The sequence below is a fragment of the Chryseobacterium sp. GM_Chr_2 genome (genome assembly GCF_026540445.1).
GTDB lineage: Bacteria > Bacteroidota > Bacteroidia > Flavobacteriales > Weeksellaceae > Chryseobacterium.
Map to the genome: position 1 here is coordinate 137,902 of NZ_JALNUD010000003.1, position 19,633 is coordinate 157,534.

Genomic DNA, 19,633 nt, shown 5'->3' on the forward strand with positions numbered 1-19,633 from the left:
ATCATGAATTACGAACTGCGAGAAATGCTTCCCGGGGATGAGGTGAAGGTTTTAGAGATTTTCCGACAAGGCGTGGAAAGCGGAATCGCCACTTTTGAGACGACTATTCCCAGCGCCGAAGCCTGGAATATGGATTTTTATAACGACTGCCGCTGGGTGTTGGAGAATGAAACCAATGAAGTGATTGGCTGGTGCGCTTTGAAACCAATCAGTAAAAGAGAGAGTTTCAAAGGAGTTGCCGAAGTAAGCATTTATTTAGACAATAATCATCAGGGGTTAGGTCTAGGTTCAATTTTGCTTAAAAAGCTGATTTTGGATAGCGAAAGCCACGGATTCTGGACTTTACAGACCAATCTCTTCCCCGAAAATGTGAATGCATTAAAATTTCATCAGAAAAATGGTTTCCGAACAGTAGGCATTAGAAAAAAATTAGCCAAGATCAATGGCGAGTGGAAAGATGCAGTGATGCTGGAAAAGAGAAGCGATGCGATTGATTAATTTTGATAGTTGATAGTTGATAGTTGATAGTTGATAGTTGATAGTTAATGAGTCCTGAAAGGACGAATTACACCAGAATCGGATGCTAATCCGATTCGCAAACATACATGATGTAATTTCTAAATCCCCCAAATCTCCAAATTTTTAATCGATCAATAAAAATCTCAAAAACAACACTTTACATCAAATACTCATAAACACTTAAAACTCTCCAACCCATTTTGGCATTAACCTTGATATTTTTCATATCGAAATTTGAAAAAGAAAAATAATGAAAGGTTTGATTAAAATTGTCGGAGTTACGACAGTAATGTTGATGCTGACTTCATGCGTTGTTCATGAACACCACGGTAGAAGGGGAAGACCTCCTGGGCATGCAAGAAAAGTGTATATCTATGAGAAAAAAGGGCATGGGCACGGTCATGGACATCATAAAGGTCGCGGACGGGGACACCACAGATGATTCAATTGAGAAAAAATAAAAAAGCACTGAAATTTTTCAGTGCTTTTGCTTTTATAAAGAAAATGTAAATTTAATTACATTCTCGATTTCTTCGGATTCAGAAAAGTATTGAAGATCATCACTTCCTGTCCGAATTGTTTTTCCACTCGCTCGGCGATATTTTCTAGTTCGCTTTTTACGAAATCTTCTCGAAGATCATCATTATCAAAAATTAAAAGAAGGTTATAGTTTTTTCCTTCGTCGATATAGTCGCTGTGAACTTCCGAAAGAATATATTTATTGACATCCATTAAATTTTCTGTCATTAAAATCAATGTTTCATCAATATAATTTTCCCATTCTTCAAGATTATTTTTCGTGCAGTGGAAAGTTATACTCAATACGCTCATATTTTATGAATTTTTAAGATTTTTTGGATAAATTCTACCGCAAAAATCGGCAAATTTTTCGTAAATTAGCCCGTTAATAAAAATACAAAATAAATAATTTTCAAGCTCACAGCTAAAGGTTTGGAAATCATTATAATAAAATTTGTTTATGCAAAAAGAAGGAGAAAGACTAATTCCTATCAACATTGTTGATGAAATGAAGTCATCTTATATCGATTATTCGATGTCGGTTATCGTGTCAAGAGCGCTACCAGACGTAAGAGATGGCTTGAAACCCGTTCATAGAAGAGTGCTTTATGGTATGTATGGATTAGGGGTTTTTTCTAACAGAAAATATTTAAAATCTGCGAGAATTGTTGGAGACGTTTTAGGTAAGTATCACCCACACGGAGACTCTTCTGTATACGATGCAATGGTGAGAATGGCACAAGACTGGAGCTTGCGTTATCCTCAGGTAGACGGGCAGGGTAACTTTGGTTCAATGGATGGTGACCCGCCTGCAGCAATGCGTTATACCGAAGCTAGATTGAAAAAAATCTCTGATGAGGTTCTTTCAGACTTAGATAAAGAAACGGTAGATTTCCAGAATAACTTCGACGACAGCTTACAGGAACCAACAGTTTTGCCTTCAAAAATTCCTAACCTTTTGGTAAACGGAACTTCCGGTATCGCGGTAGGTATGGCAACCAACATGGCTCCTCATAATTTAACGGAATCTATCAACGCGATCTGTGCCTATATCGATAATAAAGAAATTACAATCGATGAATTAATGCAGCACATCATAGCGCCGGATTTCCCTACAGGAGGGATTATCTATGGTTATGACGGGGTAAGAGACGCTTTCCACACGGGTAGAGGTAGAGTTGTTTTAAGAGCTAAAGTTGCTTTTGAGGAAATCGGAAACAGAAATGCAATTATCGTAAACGAAGTTCCTTATCAAGTGAACAAAGCAGAGATGATCGCTAGAACTGCTGAATTGGTTAAAGATGAAAAAATTCCTGGAATTTACGAGATCAGAGACGAGTCCGACAGAAGAGGTCTTCGTATTGTTTATGAATTGAAACACGATGCGATTCCAAACGTTGTTTTAAACTTATTATATAAATATACGTCGCTTCAGACATCTTTCAGTGTTAATAATATTGCCTTGGTTCATGGTAGACCAGAGCAGTTAAACCTTAAAGATATCATCCACCATTTCGTTGAACACAGACATGAAGTAATTGTAAGAAGAACTCAGTACGAGCTTAGAAAAGCGAAGGAAAGAGCTCATATCTTAGAAGGTTTCATGAAAGTGATCGGTACCCAGGATGCTTTAGATAAAGCGATTTCAATTATCCGTCACTCTTCAAATCCACAGGCTGCGAAGGAAGGTTTGATTACAGAATTCGAACTTTCTGAAATTCAGGCTCAGGCGATTCTAGACCTACGTCTTGCTCGTTTGACGGGAATGGAGCTTGATAAGATCCGTGATGAATATGATGCAATTATGAAAGAAATTGCTGATTTGGAAGATATTTTGGCGAATGAACCAAGAAGATTCCAGATCATTAAGGATGAACTAGTTGAAATTAAAGAAAAATACGGCGACGAAAGAAGAACAGAAATCGATTATTCAGGAGGTGAAATGTCTATTGAAGATATTATACCGAACGAATCTGTGGTTCTTACAATTTCTCACGCAGGATATGTGAAGAGAACGTTGCTTTCGGAATATAAAATCCAAAGTAGAGGTGGTGTAGGAAACAAAGCAGCGACAACAAGAGATTCCGATTTCTTGGAGTACATTGTTTCGGCAACCAACCACCAATATATGTTGTTCTTTACAGAAAAAGGTAGATGTTATTGGTTAAGAGTATTTGAAATTCCTGAAGGGTCTAAAACGGCTAAAGGAAGAGCGGTACAGAACTTAATTAACATCGAACCGGACGATAAGATCAAAGCATATATCAGAACCAATAACTTGAAGGATGCCGAATATGTAAACCAAATGAGCGTTGTAATGGTAACCAAAAATGGTACGATTAAGAAAACGTCTCTTGAAGCATATTCAAGACCGAGAGTAAATGGTGTAAATGCTATTGAAATTAGAGATAATGACCAATTGTTAGGTGCTTATCTAACAAACGGAAGTTCTCAGATTATGATTGCTACCAAAAATGGTAAATGTATCCGTTTCCCTGAAGAAAAAGTAAGAGAGGTAGGTAGAGGTTCTATTGGGGTTCGTGGTATTGCGATGGAAGATAATGACGAAGCCATTGGTATGATTGTTGTGAATGATGTGGAGAACGAAACAGTGCTTGTGGTATCTGAAAAAGGATATGGTAAGAGAACTGCGGTAGAAGATTACAGAATTACCAACAGAGGAGGAAAAGGAGTTATTACCCTGAACATTACCGAAAAAACAGGAAATCTTATTGCAATCCAAAACGTTACAGACGAAGATGGTTTAATGATCATCAACAAGTCCGGAGTTGCTATTCGTATGAATATGGATGAGATGAGAGTAATGGGTAGAAATACGCAAGGGGTTAAAATGATTAACCTTAAAAAGAATGACGAAATTGCAGCCATTGCAAAAGTAGAAATGGATAAAGATGTAGAAGAGAATGAGGAAGAAGAAGGAGCGGAGGAAAATGGAGAAATTATAGGAACGCTATTTGATAACCAGGAAAACAATGCAGAAACACCTCAGGCAGAAAACGAAAACCCTGCGGAGGAAACTGAGAATTCTGATTCAGAAGAATAATATTGTACAATTAATATAAAATAGTGATTATGAAAAAGCTAATTTTAAGTTTGGCAATTGTAGCATCAGCTTTTGCTTTCGGACAAAAAGAGGATGTGAATGCTAAACTACAGAGCGCTAACAAAGCAGCTATGGATGCATATAATGCTAAAAACTACGCGGCATCGGCTCCTAAATTTGTAGAAGTTTATGACTTGCTAAAAGCAAACGGGCAGGATGACAAAACGTATATGTATTATGCTGGATTGAGTTATGCATTAGCTAACAACAGCGATGCTGCTATCAAAATTTATCAGGATTTAATTAATTCAGGATATACTGGGGTTCAGACAACGTATACAGCGAAAGACAAAGCTGGGAATGTTGCGACATACGATAAGCAAACTTGGGATCTTTTGAAGAAAAACTCTTCTAAAGACTATACAGATTTCAAAACTGAGCAAACGCCAAGCGTAGAGCCGGATTTGTATGAAACTTTATCTACTTTATTGCTAAATGCTAAAAAGAATGATGAAGCAGTAGCTCTTATCGAGAAAGGATTGGCTAAATTTCCAAACAATGCTAAGTTAAAAGAAGCTCAGGGAACTGCATTGTACGCTTCTGGTAACACAGAAAAATTCATGCAGAACTTAAAAGAGCAGTTGGCTAAAAACCCTAACGATGCTACCAATTGGTACAATTTAGGAGTTTTACAGGCTAAAGATCCTGCAAGTGTAGACGCTGCTATTGAGTCTTTCAAAAAAGCAACTGAACTGAAGCCAGATTTTGCAAACGCTTACCAAAACTTAGTATACACAACAATTGGTGACGATTCTAAAGCAGTTGAGGAAATCAATGCATTAAGAAAAACAAAGCCGGATGATGCGACTAAATTGATCGATGCAAGAAAAGCAAGATTTGAAAAGTCTTTACCTTTTGCTGAAAGTTGGTATAAAGCAATGCCTACAAGCTTAGAAGCAGTATCAACATTGAAAGATATTTACAGTATCACTAAAAATCAGGCTAAAGCTACTGAAATGAAAGCTAAAGAAGCTGAACTTCAGGCAAAACAGCCCGCTAAATAATTTTAACTATTTAGGATTAAATATAAAGCCGAAACATTTTTGTTTCGGCTTTTTTTTGTTCAATAGGAACGTTTTTTATTTTAGATTGTCATGCTCTTTTTTTAAACGCAAAGATTGTTTTGGCTCTCTGCTTATTTTTAGAAGGTAAAGGCAAATGAATTTGCTTCGTGAAGCTTGAAAATACAACTTCATCAAATCAACTTGTTGATTCTTCTTTGCTCACTCCAATATATTTTGCTTTTAAATTAAAACTTTGCGTCAAAAAAATAAGTTTTAGATAAAATCCTTTTCAAAATCAATCAATGCAACACTAATAAAATGGAAACAAGCTCTAAGTGAGATTAAAGGTTTGATGTAATCAAAAAGCTTTGTAAACTTTGCATTAAAATAATTTAAACATTAAAAATCGTCAATATTTATCTTAAAATTCACAACGATTATCATTAAAAATCAATGTTAAAATTCTCTCTAATTCCGTATCTTTGGGAAAAATTTTTACAAGATGATCGAGTGGAAAACCGTCAAAGAATACGATGATATTACTTACAAAAAATGTAACGGTGTAGCGAGAATCGCTTTCAACAGACCGGAAATTCGTAATGCCTTCAGACCAAAAACAACTTCAGAATTATACGATGCTTTTTATGATGCCTCAGAAGATCCTTCTATCGGGGTTGTTTTGCTTTCAGGAGAAGGGCCAAGTCCAAAAGACGGAGGTTGGGCTTTCTGCAGTGGTGGAGATCAAAAAGCAAGAGGTCATCAGGGATATGTTGGAGAAGACGGAAGACATCGTTTGAATATTTTGGAAGTTCAGCGTTTGATTCGTTTCATGCCTAAAGCGGTAATTGCCGTTGTTCCGGGATGGGCTGTTGGTGGAGGGCATTCTCTTCACGTGGTTTGCGATTTAACGTTGGCAAGTAAGGAGCACGCAATTTTCAAACAAACGGATGCTGATGTTACAAGTTTCGATGGTGGTTATGGTTCAGCTTATTTGGCTAAAATGGTCGGACAGAAAAAAGCTCGTGAAATTTTCTTTTTAGGGAGAAATTATTCAGCTCAGGAAGCTTTCGAAATGGGAATGGTAAATGCCGTAATTCCTCACGACGAATTAGAAGATACAGCTTACGAATGGGCTCAGGAAATTTTAGCAAAATCTCCGACATCAATCAGAATGCTGAAATTTGCGATGAACCTTACGGACGACGGAATGGTTGGTCAACAGGTTTTTGCAGGAGAAGCAACACGTTTGGCTTATATGACGGAAGAAGCAAAAGAAGGTAGAAATGCTTTCTTAGAAAAAAGAAAACCGGATTTCGGAAAAGATCAGTGGATATCATAACATAAGTAATTGATAATAAGTAATGAGCAATTTGAGCATTACTTATTACCCATTACTCATTACTTATAAACTATGAAAGATTGGATACAAGCCGCAAGGCTTAGAACATTACCGCTGTCCCTGAGCGGAATTATAATGGGAGCATTCATTGCAAAATGGAGGCTTTGGGGGGAAGGGGGAACCTGGGACTGGAAGATCTTTGCATTGGCATTGGTTGTTACGTTGTTGTATCAGGTTTTATCCAACTACGCGAACGATTATGGAGACGGGATAAAAGGAACGGATGCCAAAAGAGCAACAGAAGCTGAAGCGAGAGCAGTAGCATCTGGAAAAATTACAGCAAAGCAAATGAAAAATGCGGTGATTCTTTTTTCTGTTTTGTCTTTTGTGGCCACAATTGCGCTTTTATATGTCGCTTTTATTCCAAATTACGTAAATGAATTTTACATTTTTATAGGAATTGGAGTCGCAAGTATTTTAGCAGCTATTGGATATACTGTTGGTAAGAAACCGTATGGTTACATGGGGTTAGGTGATCTTTTTGTATTCGTGTTTTTCGGATTGGTTTCTGTTTGCGGAAGTTATTTTTTATTTACAAAAACTTTCAGCTGGGATATTTTATTACCGGGAACAGCCATCGGAATGATGAGTATGGCAGTATTGAACCTTAACAACATGAGAGATATTGAAAGCGATAAACTTTCAGGCAAAAATAGTTTTGCTTTAAGAATAGGATTTAAAAATGCAATGATCTACGAAATGATCCTTTTGCAATTACCTTTAATCTTAATTCTTATCTTTTTAGCGATGAACGGTTTCATTCAGACAAAAAATTATTATGTTTTTATCGTGATGATTCTTTTATTTCCGTTGGCAAAATTAAGAAGAAGCATCATGTCTGTAAAGCAACCGAAAGAATTAGATCCGTTTTTGAAGCAAGTCGGGATTATGACTTTCGTAATGGCGGTGCTTACGGCAATTGGACTTAATTTTTTTAATTAAAATATTTCTATCATAAATTCGAATGTTTACGTTGAAGCCCAAATGTTGATTAGAAAACCTATTAATGAGGTTTTTGAAGCATTCATCAATCCTGAAATTACCACGAATTTTTGGTTTACAAAATCAACCGGAAAATTAGAAGAAGGTAAAACAGTGACTTGGGAGTGGGGAATGTATGGCGTAAAGTCGGATGTGAAAGTTTTGCAGATCATTCAGAATCAATTAATAAAAATGGAGTGGGGAGAACCTTTAACCAACGTAGATTACGAATTCAAAGAAAAGGAAAAAAGGAACTTTAGTTGTCATTAAAAGTTACGGATATTCTCAAACTGGAGAAGATCTTTTAAAAGCAATTAATGATAATACAGGTGGTTTCACAACGGTTCTAGATGGTTGCAAAGCTTATCTTGAACACGGAATTAATTTGAGATTGATTGAGGATAAATTTCCAAAAAAATAATAATGATAAACGAAAAATTTCATAAAGTTATTTCTGGGATATCAGTAATCATAGCAATTAGCTTTTTTCTTTTATTGGCTAAAGAATTAATCTTTGAGGAATTATCTATACATGAAATTGCGATGACACCAATTGTTTTAGGAATAATTTTATTAATTGATTTTATTATTTCTTTTTCAATTTTAAAACAGAAAAGAAAGCCTCATTTTATCATTATAATATTTCAAATTTTAATAATTGTATTTTGTGTATACTTAATCTATTATTACAATAGTAGCATGTCGGTAAAGGTATAACGAACAAGTTATAAATCTATAAATAATTTTAAAATAAACTTACAATGAAAATACAATATTTAGGACAAAACTGTTTTTTGTTCACGTACAAAGACAAAACAATTTTAAGTGATCCTTTTTACAATTACAAAAAGGCAGAGTCGGGGTTTGATATTTCTGCTCAGAAAATCGATTATATCTTGCTGACTCACGCTCATGGAGATCACATTGCAGATGTAGAAGAAGTATTACAGTTTCACCCAGAAGCAACTATTATTGCGGTTCCTGAGATTTGCGGATATTTCAAAACTGCGAAAAATACAGACGATGTGAACTTAGGAGGATCGGCAAAAATCGATGATCTTAAGATTTCAATGGTTCCGGCTCACCACACGAGTTCATTCCCAGATGGAAGCTACGGAGGCGTTCCTGTAGGATATATTTTCAGACTTCCTGAAGGTAAAAACCTATACATGGCTGGAGATACGGGAGTAATGGCCGATATGGAGCTGTTTCCAAGGTTATACGGGCATTTAGACCTTTCTATCCTTCCGATAGGTAGCCATTATACAATGTGCCCTAGAAAGGCAGCTTTTGCGTCTGCGGAATTATTGAAGACTCCAAAAGTAATCGGATGTCACTTTGATACTTTCCCAGCAATTGAAATCAACCACGAAAGTGCATTGAAGCATTTTGCAGAAAAAAATGTAGAACTTGTTTTACCAAAATTAGGCGAGACGTTCGAATTTTAATAAAATTTGGAAAGGTAATTTGAAAATTAAAATAGAAATGTTGGAAAGTTTAGACATAAAAAAAGATAATCTTCAAATTACCTTACTTCACTTAAAACCAAAAAAAAATGGCAAGCTACCTAAATCACACCGCTACGACCGATTACCTTTGCTGCGTTCCCACCCTGGAGGATTCTCAGGAGCTGGTTGTTTAGGACTTGCCGTTGCAAAGGTAGGAAATAATTATAAACTTCAAAATAAAATTATAGAAAAATTACTCGAAAAATCCTTTATTAAAGCTAAATTGCTGAAATTTAGACCAATAATTTTTCAATTTTTTTATTAAAATTTAAATATGACGAAAAGTCCATCAACATTAGGAATTATACTTTTTATCGCTACAATGATTGTCTTTTTTGTAGTGTACACTTTTTTCTCAGGTATCAATTATTTTGATATTTCACTGAAAGCCAATGCTTTTGTGTTGCCGATTTTATATGCCCTTGGAGCATTTTGGTCGGTAAAATCGTATTGGAACAACCATAAAATGAATTTTAGAGAAGCTTTTAAAAGAGCTTTCGTTCCGATGTTCATTGGGGGAATACTTTCAGTTTTCAGTATTTATTTATTTTTAAATTTTGTAGATACAGATGCTAAAAAGTTGTTGAATTATCAATATGTGACAAGACAAAAAGCTGAATTAGACGCTGAATACACTTCTGCAAAGAAAATTTTAAAACATCAGAAAGATATTGATGAGCTGGAGCAGAAATATAAAGAAGGTCTTCAGAGATTTAATCCTGAGGCTATTAAAGGAAAAGATATGCTTACGGCAAGTCATTTTTCAGGATATTTCGCCGCAATTCTTATATTTTACGTAGTTTTGTCGGTGTTTTTCGGAGCGTTTTTCAGAACGAAAACCATTCATCCCGAATTAACAAATCAAGAATAATTTTATTAAAAATTAAATGAATTTATCTATAGTTATTCCGTTATTGAACGAAGAAGCCTCTTTGGAAGAGCTTTTTTCAAGGATTGATAATGTTTGTAAATCAAACAGTTTATCCTATGAAATCTGGTTTGTAGATGACGGAAGCACAGATTTATCGTGGAGTATTATTGAAAATCTGAAGGTTCAGCATCCTCAGATTCATGCAATTAAATTCTCAAAAAATTACGGAAAATCTCAGGCGCTTCATGCGGCTTTTGAAAGAACAAACGGAGATGTTATCATTACAATGGATGCTGATTTACAGGATTTTCCAGAAGAAATTCCGGAATTGTATGCGATGGTTGTGAATGAAAATTACGACATCGTTTCCGGTTGGAAAAAGAAGCGTTTTGATAATGTCATGACGAAAAATATTCCGTCAAAATTATTCAATGCCGCGGCTAGAAAAGTGTCCGGAGTAGAGCTTAATGATTTCAACTGCGGATTAAAAGCATATAAAAAGCAGGTCGTAAAATCGATTGATGTGTATGGAGATATGCACCGATATATTCCTGTTTTGGCTGCTAATGCGGGTTTCAGAAGAATTACGGAAAAAGAAGTTCAGCATCAGGCAAGACCTTACGGAACTTCAAAATTCGGAACCGAAAGATTTATCAGAGGTTTTCTGGATTTGGTAACGCTTTGGTTTGTAAGTCGTTTTGGCGGAAGACCAATGCATTTCTTCGGAGCTGTGGGAACCTTAATGTTTATCGTAGGTTTTCTTTCGGCGCTTTGGCTGGGAATTTCAAAATTAATTGATGTTGCCAGAGGAATTTACGGACATTTAATTACCAATAATCCGTGGTTTTATATTGCGTTAACGATGATGATTATGGGAACTTTGCTTTTTATAGCAGGATTTTTAGGCGAAATGATCATCAGAACGAATAGAGAACATAAGAATTATAATATTGATGAAGTGATTTAATGAAAAAGATTAATTTCACTATTATTTTTCTTTTATTATTAATTTTATCTTCATGTAAAACAAGAAAAATCATTGGTTCGTGGGAATTTATCGAGGTATATCAGGGGGTAACTATTACAAAAGTAGATTCATTAAAATCTAAGAAAAATACTTCTGTGAAAGGAGAGGGTATTTTAATTTTTAATGATGATTCTACCTTTAATTCTATGGATTCTAAAGGAAAATATAGAAGAAAGGGAATGATTTTGAAAATGAAATATCCCGAACTGAAAGATACAACTTCACTAAAAATTTCTTATATTGATAAAAATTATCTGCTGTTATCGGCGATAAAAAACGAACCTATGACTTGGTTTTATAAGAAAGTTAAAAAAGAGTAGAATGTGTTGATTAAGTTATGAATACAAAAAGTTGTTTGAACTGCGGTCATTCAATTTCCGGTGAGTATTGCTCTCATTGCGGACAGAAATCGGACACAGCAAGAATAACTCCACATTCATTAATCAAAAATGATATTCTAGGATCTATTTGGCACATTGAAGCTAAATTTTTCAAAACTTTAAAAAATATTTTATTCAGACCCGGAAAAACGGCAATGGATTATATTTCAGGAAAAAGAATCAGATACAACAATTTTATATCGTTGTTACTGATTCTTTTTAGTTTTAATCTAATTACGTATCATTTCTACGAAAAATATTCACCTGCGCAGATTCTTACCGATGATGTTGTGGAGATGAAAGATTTTTTCTCCAGATATTCTAAAACCATTTTATTTGTTATCATTCCGATGCTCGCGATCAATGCTTATTTTTTATTTAAAAGAATAAATTTGAATATTGCCGAGCATTTTATCATCGGAACAGTGAGTCTTTTAGGAATTTTAATCTTATTTTTGTTCGACGATATCGTAAGCTTGATTGGTTTGTGGAAACCGATTTCAAAGATTTTCGATTTCATCGACAAAATTATATCCGGTCTTTCTATTCTCTTCCCGGCAATTACTTATTGGAATGCTTTTAAAAATTCATACTCAAAACCAGGTTTATTATGGCGAGTATTGGTTTTTTATGGATTGATGGGAATAGAAATTACGATCATAAGTTTGATTTTATATGAAATATTTTAATTTAAATATGAAAAATATATTTTGCACATTCATGTTGGTGGCAGTGGTTTCGTGCGGAAAAATCTCTCCGGAAGGAAAAGATATCGAAACGAAAGATGTTGATGTTTCCGAATTTGTGAATCTTGATCTGAACGGAAAATTCAGAGTATTTTATGCAAGAGGTCCGAAAAACTTTGTTCAGATAGAAACATATCCGAATATTGCCGATAATCTTGATGTTGACGTAAAAGATAAAACACTTTCCATCAAAGAAAAACGCGGAACAAAAGGCGTTGATTTTTATAATGTAACGATTTATTCAAAATATAATCTTGAAAAAGTAGCGATTGCAGATTCTGTGGAAATGAATATTTCGAGCGAAATTAAGACCGATAATTTTAGGCTTAATTTAAAAAATAACGCTACATTTATGGGTTCGGTAAATACAAGAAGAGCAGAAGTTGAAATGCTGAACCGAAGCAGAGCCAACTTTTTAGGACAAACAAAAGATGCCGTAATAAAGATCTCTGATACAGCAAGTTTGATCTCTCCTTATTGGAAAATCGAAAATCTGAATATAGATTCTAAAAATGGAAATTACGCGGAAGTAAATGTAAAAGATTCATTAAAAGGACATATTCAGAATACAGCGAAATTTATTTACTATAATGACCCGATTCGTGCTTTTAAAATTGATAAAGATACAAGAGTAGAGAATAAAAAACTGGATTAAGAAAAGGCTGGATGCGGGAAGATGGAGGATGGAAGTTTAAATAGACACACAAACAAATGATGATAAAAGTATTAATTTATGAGTTTCAAATTTGAGAAACTGATTATTTGGCAGAAATCTATGGATTTTGGAGAAAGAATTTTTAAATTATCTCAAAACTTTCCAAAAGAGGAAGCCTTTAATTTAACTTCACAAATTAGAAGAGCTTCTGATTCTGTAGCACTCAATATTTCTGAAGGAAGTATTTTACAGTCAAGATTAGAGTTTAGAAAATTTTTAGGGTACTCAATTCGTTCTTTGGCTGAAGTGGTAACCTGTTTATATAAAGCAAAAAACAGAAAATATATTTCAGAAGAAGATTTTAATAAATTATATGATGAAAGTTATAGTCTTATGAATCAGATTATAGCATTTAGAAATCAAATAAAGGAATAATAAATTGGGCTGGAAGCCTGAAGCTGGAGGCTGGAAGATTCCAACAGCATTTAATCAAATAAGAAACTTAAAAAATAATAAGAAGTTTGGAGCGTAAAGGTGGAAACTTGCATCATTGATCTCCCCCGCTTCCAACCAACAAGTAAAGAAACTTAAAAAATAATAGGCAAGAAGCTAGGAGCATGAAGCTGGAAAACTTCCATCCTCGATCTCCCAACTTCCAGCCCAAGAATAACAAAATAGACACATATGACAACATTAGAAAAAGCGAAGCTTTGGTTAAGTGACACATTCGATAAGGAAACAAGAGATGCGGTTCAATTGTTAATTGATGGAAATTCTCCCGATTTGGAAGACTCTTTTTATAGAGAATTGGAGTTCGGAACAGGAGGAATGAGAGGAATTATGGGTGTCGGAACCAATCGTTTAAATAAATACACGTTAGGTCAAGCAACACAGGGACTTGCGAATTATATGTTAAAGCAATTTCAAGGTGAAGAAATCAGTGTAGCGATTGCTTATGACGTTAGAAATAATTCAAGAGAATTCGGAAAATTGGTGGCTGATGTTTTGACGGCAAACGGAATTAAAGTATTGCTTTTCAAGGATCACAGACCGACTCCGGAATTGTCTTTCACCGTTCGTGACAAAAAATGTAACGGAGGAATTGTGTTGACAGCTTCTCATAATCCGCCTGAATACAACGGTTACAAAGTATATTGGAATGACGGGGCGCAAATTGTTCCGCCACATGATGAAGCGATCATTAATGAAGTGTATTCTACAAAATTTGAAGATATCAAGTTCGATGGAAACGATGATTTAATCGAATGGATTGGAGAGGAGCAGGATGAAGTTTATATCGATGCTTGTATCGAAAACTCTACGTATCAGAATGTTGGAAAAGAAAATTTAAATATCGTTTTCACATCAATTCACGGAACAACGTATACAACAGTTCCTCAAGCCCTTAAAAAAGCTGGTTTCAAGAAAATCGATTTGGTTACAGAACAAATGATTCCTAGCGGAAATTTCCCAACCGTTGATTCTCCAAATCCGGAAGAACCTGCAGCGTTGGAAATGGCGATGGATTTGGCAAAAATTACCAATGCAGACATCGTTATCGGAACCGATCCGGATGGTGACAGATTAGGAATTGCTGTAAGAAATTTAGATGGAGAAATTCAATTATTGAATGGAAATCAGACGAATACAATTCTTACGTATTATATTTTAAATGAATGGAGAAAGCAAGAGAGAATCACAGGAAAAGAATTCATTGGTTCTACGATTGTAACTTCAGATATTTTCTTTGATATTGCTCAGAAATTTGGGGTTGACTGTAAAGTTGGCTTAACAGGCTTCAAATGGATTGGAAAAATGATTCGTGATTTTGAAGGACAGGAAAAATTTGTTTGTGGTGGCGAAGAAAGTTTTGGATTCATGACGGGAGATTTCGTTCGTGATAAAGATTCTTGCGGAAGTATCATCCTTGCTTGTGAAATTGCGGCTTGGTGTAAAGCGAACGGAAGAACAATGTATCAATATATGATCGAAATTTATCAGGAAACCGGAATGTATTACGAAGGTTTGGTGAATTTGGTGAGAAAAGGTAGAGACGGAGCCGAAGAGATTCAGAATATGATGAAGAATTTCCGTGAAAATCCTCCAAAAGAATTGGCTGGTTCATTGGTTGAAGAAGTGAAGGATTTCAAAGAACAAACCAATTTTGTTGTTTCTAAGAATGAAAAATTAGTAATGAACGACATTCCAAAATCGAATGTATTGATTTATTACACTCAGGACGGAACGAAAGTTTGCGTAAGACCTTCCGGAACAGAGCCCAAAATCAAATTCTATATTTCTGTAAAAGATTCAATTACTTCTGAAGCAGATTTCAGAGATAAACTGAAATCTTTGGATGAGAAAATTAATCAAGTTAAAAACGACTTACAATTAACTTAGAATAAATGTAACAATGTACCAGTCTAGTAATATACCAATATTGTTAAACTGGTACCTTGTTAAATTCTTACATTAAAATAATTAAATAAAAATAAAAGTGAAAGTTTCAAAATTAGCGGCGAACCTGATTGGTTCTGAAATTGTAAAAATTGGTAACGAAGTAAATGATTTAAAGGCAAAAGGAGCGGAGATTGCTAATCTTACGATTGGTGATTTAAATTCTAATATTTATCCGATTCCTGCAAAATTGAAGGAGGAAATTCAGAAGGCTTATCAGAATAATCTGACTAATTATCCGCCTGCTAACGGACTTTTATCTTTAAGAAAAGAGGTTTCTAAAGACCTTAAAACAAGATGGAATTTAGATTATTCTCCAAACGATATTTTGATAACAGCAGGTTCAAGACCATTGATCTATGCGGTTTATAAAACAATTGTTGACGAAGGTGATAAAGTAGTTTATCCAACACCTTCTTGGAACAACAATCACTATGCTTACCTTACTTCGGCTGATGCAATTGAAGTAAAAACAACACCGGAAAACAATTTCCTTCCAACTGCGGATGATTTAAGACCTCATTTGTCTGGAGCGGTTTTATTAGCGCTTTGTTCGCCTTTGAATCCAACAGGAACTATGTTCACTAAAGAGCAACTTTCTGAGATTTGTGAATTAATTTTAGAGGAAAACCAGAAAAGAGGTGAAGATGAAAAACCTTTATACTTAATGTATGACCAAATTTATTCTAACCTTACTTTTGGAGCAGAGCACGTAGATCCGGTATCTCTTTTCCCAGAAATGAGAGCGTATACAATTTATATTGACGGTATTTCAAAATGCCTTGCTGCAACGGGAGTTAGAGTAGGTTGGGGCTTCGGTCCGGCTCATATTTTGGATAAAATGAAGGCTCTTCTTACGCACGTTGGAGCTTGGGCACCAAAACCAGAGCAGGAAGCGACTGCAAAATATTACGAAAATCCGGAGGAAGTAAACGCTTTCGTGGAAGATTTCAAAAATAAATTAGAAGCTAGCTTAAAAGTTCTTCACGGTGGAATTCAGGATTTAAAAGGAAAAGGTCTTGCAGTTGACAGTATCGAACCGATGGGAGCTCTTTACCTTACCATTAAATTAGATTATATCGGAAAAACAAAACCGGATGGTTCTGTTATTGAAAATTCTTCTGATTTGGTATTTTATTTAATCAATGAAGCGGGTGTTGCTTTGGTTCCTTTCTCAGCGTTCGGAGAAGAAAAATCTGAGCCTTGGTTCAGAGCTTCTGTGGGTGGTTTGGCTACTGAAGAAATTGCTTCAATGATGCCAAAATTGGAGAATGCTTTGAATAATCTTAAATAATTTAACAATATATCAATCTAACAGTGTATCAATACCATGTTGCTGATTGTTACATGGATACATTGTTAGATTGTTACATTAATTTATTACTTATGAAAATAATCGCAGTCATTCCTGCACGTTACGAAGCGAGTCGTTTTCCTGCTAAATTAATGCAGATGTTAGGCGAGAAAACCGTTATCACAACAACGTATCAGAATGTTGTGGAAACAGGTTTATTTGAAGAAGTTTTTGTAGCGACAGATTCAGAAATTATTTTTGATGAAATTGTAAAAAATGGCGGAAAAGCAGTGATGACAGGTCAACATGAAACTGGAAGCGATCGAATTGCAGAAGCCGTACAAAATATTGATTGTGATATTGTTATAAACGTTCAGGGGGACGAACCATTTTTAAAATTAGAACCTTTAAAACAGCTTATTGAAGTTTTTCATAACGATGAAAAGCAAGAAATTTCTTTAGCTTCATTAAAAATAAAACTGACTGAAAAAGAAGAAGTTGAAAACCCTAATAACGTAAAAGTAATTACGGATAATAATGGTTTTGCTTTATATTTCAGTCGTTCTGTGATTCCTTTTCATAGAGAAATTTCTTTTGATGTTGAATATTTTAAACATATCGGAGTTTACGCTTTCAGAAAACATGCTTTAATTCAGTTTTCAAAATTGGAAATGAAACCGTTGGAAATTTCCGAAAAGATCGAATGCATCCGTTATTTGGAATATGGCATGAAAATCAAACTGATAGAAACCAATTTCGTCGGAGTTGGTATCGATACCCCGGAAGATTTAGAAAAAGCGAGGAAATTAATTTAAAATTTTTTAATTAAATATTTTGAAAATATGATGCTAACTTGTATTTTCAAATTACTGCATTCCAAATTTTCAAATTAAAAAAGCCTTATATTTGAATTTATAAATAAAATTAATGAAGAAGTTACTTTTAGTTTTCGTCCTGATATTTTCACAAACAATTTTTGCGCAGACTGCAAAAGAAATCATAGATAAAAACATCGAATTATCGGGAGGATTAACCAATTGGAAGTTGTTAAATTCAGTATTGCTGCAAGGAAAAGTAATTTTAGGAGTTAAAGACGAATATCCTATTAAAATATATCAGCAACGTCCGAATCTTACAAAAACTGTAATCACCATCGGCGGAAAAGATACTGCAATTGAAGGCTACGACGGAACGAAAGGATATGCAATGAACTATGCAACCAATAAACTTCAGGAATATGCTGAATATATCCCGGAAAGTTTTGATAATGACTTTATTGATTGGGAAAATAAGGGTTTTGAAGCTAAATATTTAGGCAAGGAAAAAGTAGGAGATATCTACTGTCATAAGGTTGAATTAACGAAAAATGTAAATAAAAACATGTACTATTTTGATACAAAAACATATATGCTTTTGAAGGAAGTTAAAAAAGAAGAAACTCTGATTTATTCTGATTATAAAAAAGTAGGAAACCTGTCAATGCCTTTCAGAATAGAATCTTCAAGTCCTAAAAAAGATGGCGATTATGTAATGCTTTTGAATAAAGTAGACATTAATAAAGTATTTCCAACGAATATTTTTAAATTTTAATTGAATAATTGCAGAAAATCTGCTTCTAAATAATCTTAAAAATGAAAAAGATTTTTTTACTGATGCTTTCATTTGTAGCGTTTTTACAAAGTTGCATGAATCAGAAAAGTGAAGTTTCTAAAGCTAAAACCAACGAACTTATGGGAAAATCAATATACGATTTCAAAGTGGAAAGCCTTGATGGGAAGGAAATTAACTTTGCAGATTTTAAAGGAAAGAAAATTCTTATTGTAAACACAGCGTCAGAATGTGGATTTACTCCGCAATATGCTGATCTTGAAAAGGTTTCTGAAGAGTATAAAGATAAAGTGGTTGTAGTAGGTTTCCCTGCCAACAATTTTGGAGGTCAGGAACCAGGAACAAATACCGAAATCGGAGCTTTCTGCCAAAAGAATTATGGCGTAACATTCCCTTTGGCTGCTAAAGTTTCTGTGAAAGGAGATGATACTGCGCCGATATTTAAATATTTAACTGAAAAAGATTTAAACGGAGTAAAAAATACAACCATCCTTTGGAATTTTACAAAATTCTTAGTTGATGAAAACGGAAAACTAATCGATTCTTTTGTAAGCACAACGAAGCCTACGAGCGACGCGATTACAAAGTATTTTAAATAAAAATAAAAAAATAATAACGCTTCGGCAGGCTCAGCGTGACATTTCTAATACTAACTTCTTTTTAAAAGAATAGTGGTAGCGATGTCACGCTGAGCTTGTCGAAGCGTTTATTCATTATGTAGCGTCAAATAGGGAAAAATTTACAGTTGACAATTCACCCTTCATTTTAAAATTACTCATTGCTTTTCTCCGCAAAACAAAAAATATTCCCCAGCTTAATACTGGAATATCCATTACTTTTTATCTTTGAAGAATTAATCATTGCTTTGGCCAAAACATCGGTTGGTAAAGGTTTTTGACTTTCCAATAAGCCCAATTTATTCGCAAATTTTATAATTCGGCTTCCCAAAACTTCTCCGGTTCTGTCGGAGTCTTTTCTTTCCAGCATTCCAGGTTTAAAAATGGTTATTTTATTGAAATGTAACTGTTTTACAGCTTCTTCCAATTCGCCTTTCATTTTAGAATAGAAAATTTTAGATTTTGGATTTGCTCCATAAGCAGAAACCAAAATATAATCTTCCACTTCATTTTCTTTGGCAGCTTTTGCAAATTCGTATTGATAATCATAATCGACTTTTCTTTGAGCTTCTTTGCTTCCCGCAGTTTTTAATGTAGTTCCAAGGCATGAAAAAGCGACATCACCTTTTACTTTATTTTTCCACTCATCAGGATTTTCAAAATTTACGATATGAGTTTTCAATTTATCATTTTGAATATCAACAAGTTTTCGTACAAAAATATGAACTTCCTCAAAATCTTTATCATTAAGTAACTGACTGACCAAATCTTTTCCTGTAGCGCCTGTAGCACCTATAACGAGAGCTTTCATATTATTTTTGATTTATGTTGATGATGTTTTCCTTCTTAAATTTACTAAATTTGGCGTAAATTTTAATATTTAAATTTAAGTATTGAAAAGAGGCTTCGGCTTTGCTCAGCATG

General features: G+C 34.4%; 22 protein-coding genes and 1 other RNA gene. 20 read left to right on the forward strand and 3 right to left on the reverse strand.

The features are described 5' to 3' along the window. Positions 1 to 3 precede the first annotated feature (3 nt). Positions 4 to 498, forward strand: a complete 495-nt coding sequence (locus tag OXQ85_RS06170; RefSeq protein WP_267402947.1) for a GNAT family N-acetyltransferase — start codon at positions 4 to 6, stop codon at positions 496 to 498. Positions 499 to 769: 271 nt separating this feature from the next. Continuing rightward, a complete protein-coding gene (locus tag OXQ85_RS06175) occupies positions 770 to 961 on the forward strand; it encodes a hypothetical protein (protein WP_267402948.1) in 192 nt (63 codons plus the stop codon). Positions 962 to 1,035: 74 nt separating this feature from the next. Here the strand turns inward: OXQ85_RS06175 and OXQ85_RS06180 are convergent, their stop codons facing one another. After that, on the reverse strand, positions 1,036 to 1,350 hold the full coding sequence (locus tag OXQ85_RS06180) for a DUF4286 family protein (protein ID WP_267402949.1): 315 nt from the start codon (positions 1,348 to 1,350) through the stop codon (positions 1,036 to 1,038). 148 nt (positions 1,351 to 1,498) lie between these two features. Between OXQ85_RS06180 and gyrA the strand changes: the two genes are divergently transcribed. From gyrA to OXQ85_RS06215, 7 genes are all read left to right on the forward strand, one after another. After that, positions 1,499 to 4,102: a DNA gyrase subunit A gene (gene gyrA, locus OXQ85_RS06185; RefSeq protein WP_267402950.1), complete on the forward strand. Its 2,604-nt coding sequence runs from the start codon at positions 1,499 to 1,501 to the stop codon at positions 4,100 to 4,102. A 29-nt stretch (positions 4,103 to 4,131) separates the two neighbouring features. Beyond that, on the forward strand, positions 4,132 to 5,166 hold the full coding sequence (locus OXQ85_RS06190) for a tetratricopeptide repeat protein (RefSeq protein WP_267402951.1): 1,035 nt from the start codon (positions 4,132 to 4,134) through the stop codon (positions 5,164 to 5,166). A 502-nt stretch (positions 5,167 to 5,668) separates the two neighbouring features. Beyond that, positions 5,669 to 6,505 carry a 1,4-dihydroxy-2-naphthoyl-CoA synthase gene (locus OXQ85_RS06195; protein WP_039372493.1) on the forward strand — a complete coding sequence of 279 codons (837 nt, stop codon included), beginning with the start codon at positions 5,669 to 5,671 and terminating at the stop codon, positions 6,503 to 6,505. Between the two features lie 72 nt (positions 6,506 to 6,577). Further along, complete coding sequence (gene menA / locus OXQ85_RS06200; RefSeq protein WP_267402952.1) at positions 6,578 to 7,507, forward strand: 1,4-dihydroxy-2-naphthoate octaprenyltransferase; 930 nt, start codon at positions 6,578 to 6,580, stop codon at positions 7,505 to 7,507. A gap of 42 nt (positions 7,508 to 7,549) precedes the next feature. After that, the gene (locus tag OXQ85_RS06205) at positions 7,550 to 7,816 is read left to right on the forward strand and encodes an SRPBCC domain-containing protein (protein ID WP_267402953.1); all 267 of its coding nucleotides are present in this window, start codon (positions 7,550 to 7,552) and stop codon (positions 7,814 to 7,816) included. A 153-nt stretch (positions 7,817 to 7,969) separates the two neighbouring features. Beyond that, positions 7,970 to 8,263, forward strand: coding sequence for a hypothetical protein (locus OXQ85_RS06210; RefSeq protein WP_267402954.1), 294 nt, complete (start codon positions 7,970 to 7,972; stop codon positions 8,261 to 8,263). 44 nt (positions 8,264 to 8,307) lie between these two features. Further along, positions 8,308 to 8,994 carry a metal-dependent hydrolase gene (locus OXQ85_RS06215; protein ID WP_267402955.1) on the forward strand — a complete coding sequence of 229 codons (687 nt, stop codon included), beginning with the start codon at positions 8,308 to 8,310 and terminating at the stop codon, positions 8,992 to 8,994. A 105-nt stretch (positions 8,995 to 9,099) separates the two neighbouring features. On the opposite strand, the gene ffs is transcribed toward OXQ85_RS06215, so the two are convergent. Beyond that, an RNA gene (gene ffs / locus OXQ85_RS06220) (signal recognition particle sRNA small type) lies at positions 9,100 to 9,197 on the reverse strand. A gap of 131 nt (positions 9,198 to 9,328) precedes the next feature. Here ffs and OXQ85_RS06225 point away from each other — a divergent pair. The 11 genes from OXQ85_RS06225 (at position 9,329) to OXQ85_RS06275 (ending at position 18,691) form a co-directional block, all read left to right on the forward strand. Further along, the gene (locus OXQ85_RS06225) at positions 9,329 to 9,925 is read left to right on the forward strand and encodes a DUF4199 domain-containing protein (protein ID WP_267402956.1); all 597 of its coding nucleotides are present in this window, start codon (positions 9,329 to 9,331) and stop codon (positions 9,923 to 9,925) included. A gap of 16 nt (positions 9,926 to 9,941) precedes the next feature. Then, positions 9,942 to 10,892, forward strand: coding sequence for a glycosyltransferase family 2 protein (locus tag OXQ85_RS06230; protein ID WP_267402957.1), 951 nt, complete (start codon positions 9,942 to 9,944; stop codon positions 10,890 to 10,892). Continuing rightward, the gene (locus OXQ85_RS06235) at positions 10,892 to 11,272 is read left to right on the forward strand and encodes a hypothetical protein (protein ID WP_267402958.1); all 381 of its coding nucleotides are present in this window, start codon (positions 10,892 to 10,894) and stop codon (positions 11,270 to 11,272) included. Before OXQ85_RS06230 ends, OXQ85_RS06235 begins: the two co-directional genes overlap by 1 nt. A 17-nt stretch (positions 11,273 to 11,289) precedes the next feature. Continuing rightward, a complete protein-coding gene (locus OXQ85_RS06240) occupies positions 11,290 to 12,021 on the forward strand; it encodes a DUF3667 domain-containing protein (RefSeq protein ID WP_267402959.1) in 732 nt (243 codons plus the stop codon). Between the two features lie 7 nt (positions 12,022 to 12,028). Then, on the forward strand, positions 12,029 to 12,733 hold the full coding sequence (locus OXQ85_RS06245; RefSeq protein ID WP_267402960.1) for a DUF2807 domain-containing protein: 705 nt from the start codon (positions 12,029 to 12,031) through the stop codon (positions 12,731 to 12,733). 78 nt (positions 12,734 to 12,811) lie between these two features. Then, entirely contained in the window at positions 12,812 to 13,168 is a 357-nt protein-coding gene (locus tag OXQ85_RS06250) for a four helix bundle protein (RefSeq protein WP_267402961.1), read from the forward strand. A gap of 249 nt (positions 13,169 to 13,417) precedes the next feature. Continuing rightward, positions 13,418 to 15,133 carry a phospho-sugar mutase gene (locus tag OXQ85_RS06255; protein WP_267402962.1) on the forward strand — a complete coding sequence of 572 codons (1,716 nt, stop codon included), beginning with the start codon at positions 13,418 to 13,420 and terminating at the stop codon, positions 15,131 to 15,133. A gap of 97 nt (positions 15,134 to 15,230) precedes the next feature. Next, positions 15,231 to 16,484 (forward strand): aminotransferase class I/II-fold pyridoxal phosphate-dependent enzyme, encoded by a 1,254-nt coding sequence (locus OXQ85_RS06260; protein WP_267402963.1) that lies wholly within the window; start codon positions 15,231 to 15,233, stop codon positions 16,482 to 16,484. Positions 16,485 to 16,576: 92 nt separating this feature from the next. Further along, positions 16,577 to 17,299, forward strand: a complete 723-nt coding sequence (gene kdsB / locus OXQ85_RS06265; RefSeq protein ID WP_267402964.1) for a 3-deoxy-manno-octulosonate cytidylyltransferase — start codon at positions 16,577 to 16,579, stop codon at positions 17,297 to 17,299. A 112-nt stretch (positions 17,300 to 17,411) separates the two neighbouring features. Beyond that, complete coding sequence (locus OXQ85_RS06270) at positions 17,412 to 18,074, forward strand: histidine kinase (protein ID WP_267402965.1); 663 nt, start codon at positions 17,412 to 17,414, stop codon at positions 18,072 to 18,074. A 41-nt stretch (positions 18,075 to 18,115) separates the two neighbouring features. Beyond that, positions 18,116 to 18,691 carry a glutathione peroxidase gene (locus OXQ85_RS06275; protein ID WP_267402966.1) on the forward strand — a complete coding sequence of 192 codons (576 nt, stop codon included), beginning with the start codon at positions 18,116 to 18,118 and terminating at the stop codon, positions 18,689 to 18,691. Positions 18,692 to 18,863: 172 nt separating this feature from the next. On the opposite strand, the gene OXQ85_RS06280 is transcribed toward OXQ85_RS06275, so the two are convergent. After that, a complete protein-coding gene (locus OXQ85_RS06280; protein WP_267402967.1) occupies positions 18,864 to 19,520 on the reverse strand; it encodes an NAD(P)H-binding protein in 657 nt (218 codons plus the stop codon). Between the last annotated feature and the right edge of the window lie 113 nt (positions 19,521 to 19,633).

What these genes read in the sequence shown, in the direction of transcription:
- OXQ85_RS06170 (WP_267402947.1), top strand. Translation starts at nt 4, where the DNA reads ATGAATTACGAACTGCGAGAAATGCTTCCCGGGGATGAGGTGAAGGTT.
- OXQ85_RS06175 (WP_267402948.1), top strand. Translation starts at nt 770, where the DNA reads ATGAAAGGTTTGATTAAAATTGTCGGAGTTACGACAGTAATGTTGATG.
- OXQ85_RS06180 (WP_267402949.1), bottom strand. Translation starts at nt 1,350, where the DNA reads ATGAGCGTATTGAGTATAACTTTCCACTGCACGAAAAATAATCTTGAA.
- gyrA (WP_267402950.1), top strand. Translation starts at nt 1,499, where the DNA reads ATGCAAAAAGAAGGAGAAAGACTAATTCCTATCAACATTGTTGATGAA.
- OXQ85_RS06190 (WP_267402951.1), top strand. Translation starts at nt 4,132, where the DNA reads ATGAAAAAGCTAATTTTAAGTTTGGCAATTGTAGCATCAGCTTTTGCT.
- OXQ85_RS06195 (WP_039372493.1), top strand. Translation starts at nt 5,669, where the DNA reads ATGATCGAGTGGAAAACCGTCAAAGAATACGATGATATTACTTACAAA.
- menA (WP_267402952.1), top strand. Translation starts at nt 6,578, where the DNA reads ATGAAAGATTGGATACAAGCCGCAAGGCTTAGAACATTACCGCTGTCC.
- OXQ85_RS06205 (WP_267402953.1), top strand. Translation starts at nt 7,550, where the DNA reads ATGTTGATTAGAAAACCTATTAATGAGGTTTTTGAAGCATTCATCAAT.
- OXQ85_RS06210 (WP_267402954.1), top strand. Translation starts at nt 7,970, where the DNA reads ATGATAAACGAAAAATTTCATAAAGTTATTTCTGGGATATCAGTAATC.
- OXQ85_RS06215 (WP_267402955.1), top strand. Translation starts at nt 8,308, where the DNA reads ATGAAAATACAATATTTAGGACAAAACTGTTTTTTGTTCACGTACAAA.
- OXQ85_RS06225 (WP_267402956.1), top strand. Translation starts at nt 9,329, where the DNA reads ATGACGAAAAGTCCATCAACATTAGGAATTATACTTTTTATCGCTACA.
- OXQ85_RS06230 (WP_267402957.1), top strand. Translation starts at nt 9,942, where the DNA reads ATGAATTTATCTATAGTTATTCCGTTATTGAACGAAGAAGCCTCTTTG.
- OXQ85_RS06235 (WP_267402958.1), top strand. Translation starts at nt 10,892, where the DNA reads ATGAAAAAGATTAATTTCACTATTATTTTTCTTTTATTATTAATTTTA.
- OXQ85_RS06240 (WP_267402959.1), top strand. Translation starts at nt 11,290, where the DNA reads ATGAATACAAAAAGTTGTTTGAACTGCGGTCATTCAATTTCCGGTGAG.
- OXQ85_RS06245 (WP_267402960.1), top strand. Translation starts at nt 12,029, where the DNA reads ATGAAAAATATATTTTGCACATTCATGTTGGTGGCAGTGGTTTCGTGC.
- OXQ85_RS06250 (WP_267402961.1), top strand. Translation starts at nt 12,812, where the DNA reads ATGAGTTTCAAATTTGAGAAACTGATTATTTGGCAGAAATCTATGGAT.
- OXQ85_RS06255 (WP_267402962.1), top strand. Translation starts at nt 13,418, where the DNA reads ATGACAACATTAGAAAAAGCGAAGCTTTGGTTAAGTGACACATTCGAT.
- kdsB (WP_267402964.1), top strand. Translation starts at nt 16,577, where the DNA reads ATGAAAATAATCGCAGTCATTCCTGCACGTTACGAAGCGAGTCGTTTT.
- OXQ85_RS06270 (WP_267402965.1), top strand. Translation starts at nt 17,412, where the DNA reads ATGAAGAAGTTACTTTTAGTTTTCGTCCTGATATTTTCACAAACAATT.
- OXQ85_RS06275 (WP_267402966.1), top strand. Translation starts at nt 18,116, where the DNA reads ATGAAAAAGATTTTTTTACTGATGCTTTCATTTGTAGCGTTTTTACAA.
- OXQ85_RS06280 (WP_267402967.1), bottom strand. Translation starts at nt 19,520, where the DNA reads ATGAAAGCTCTCGTTATAGGTGCTACAGGCGCTACAGGAAAAGATTTG.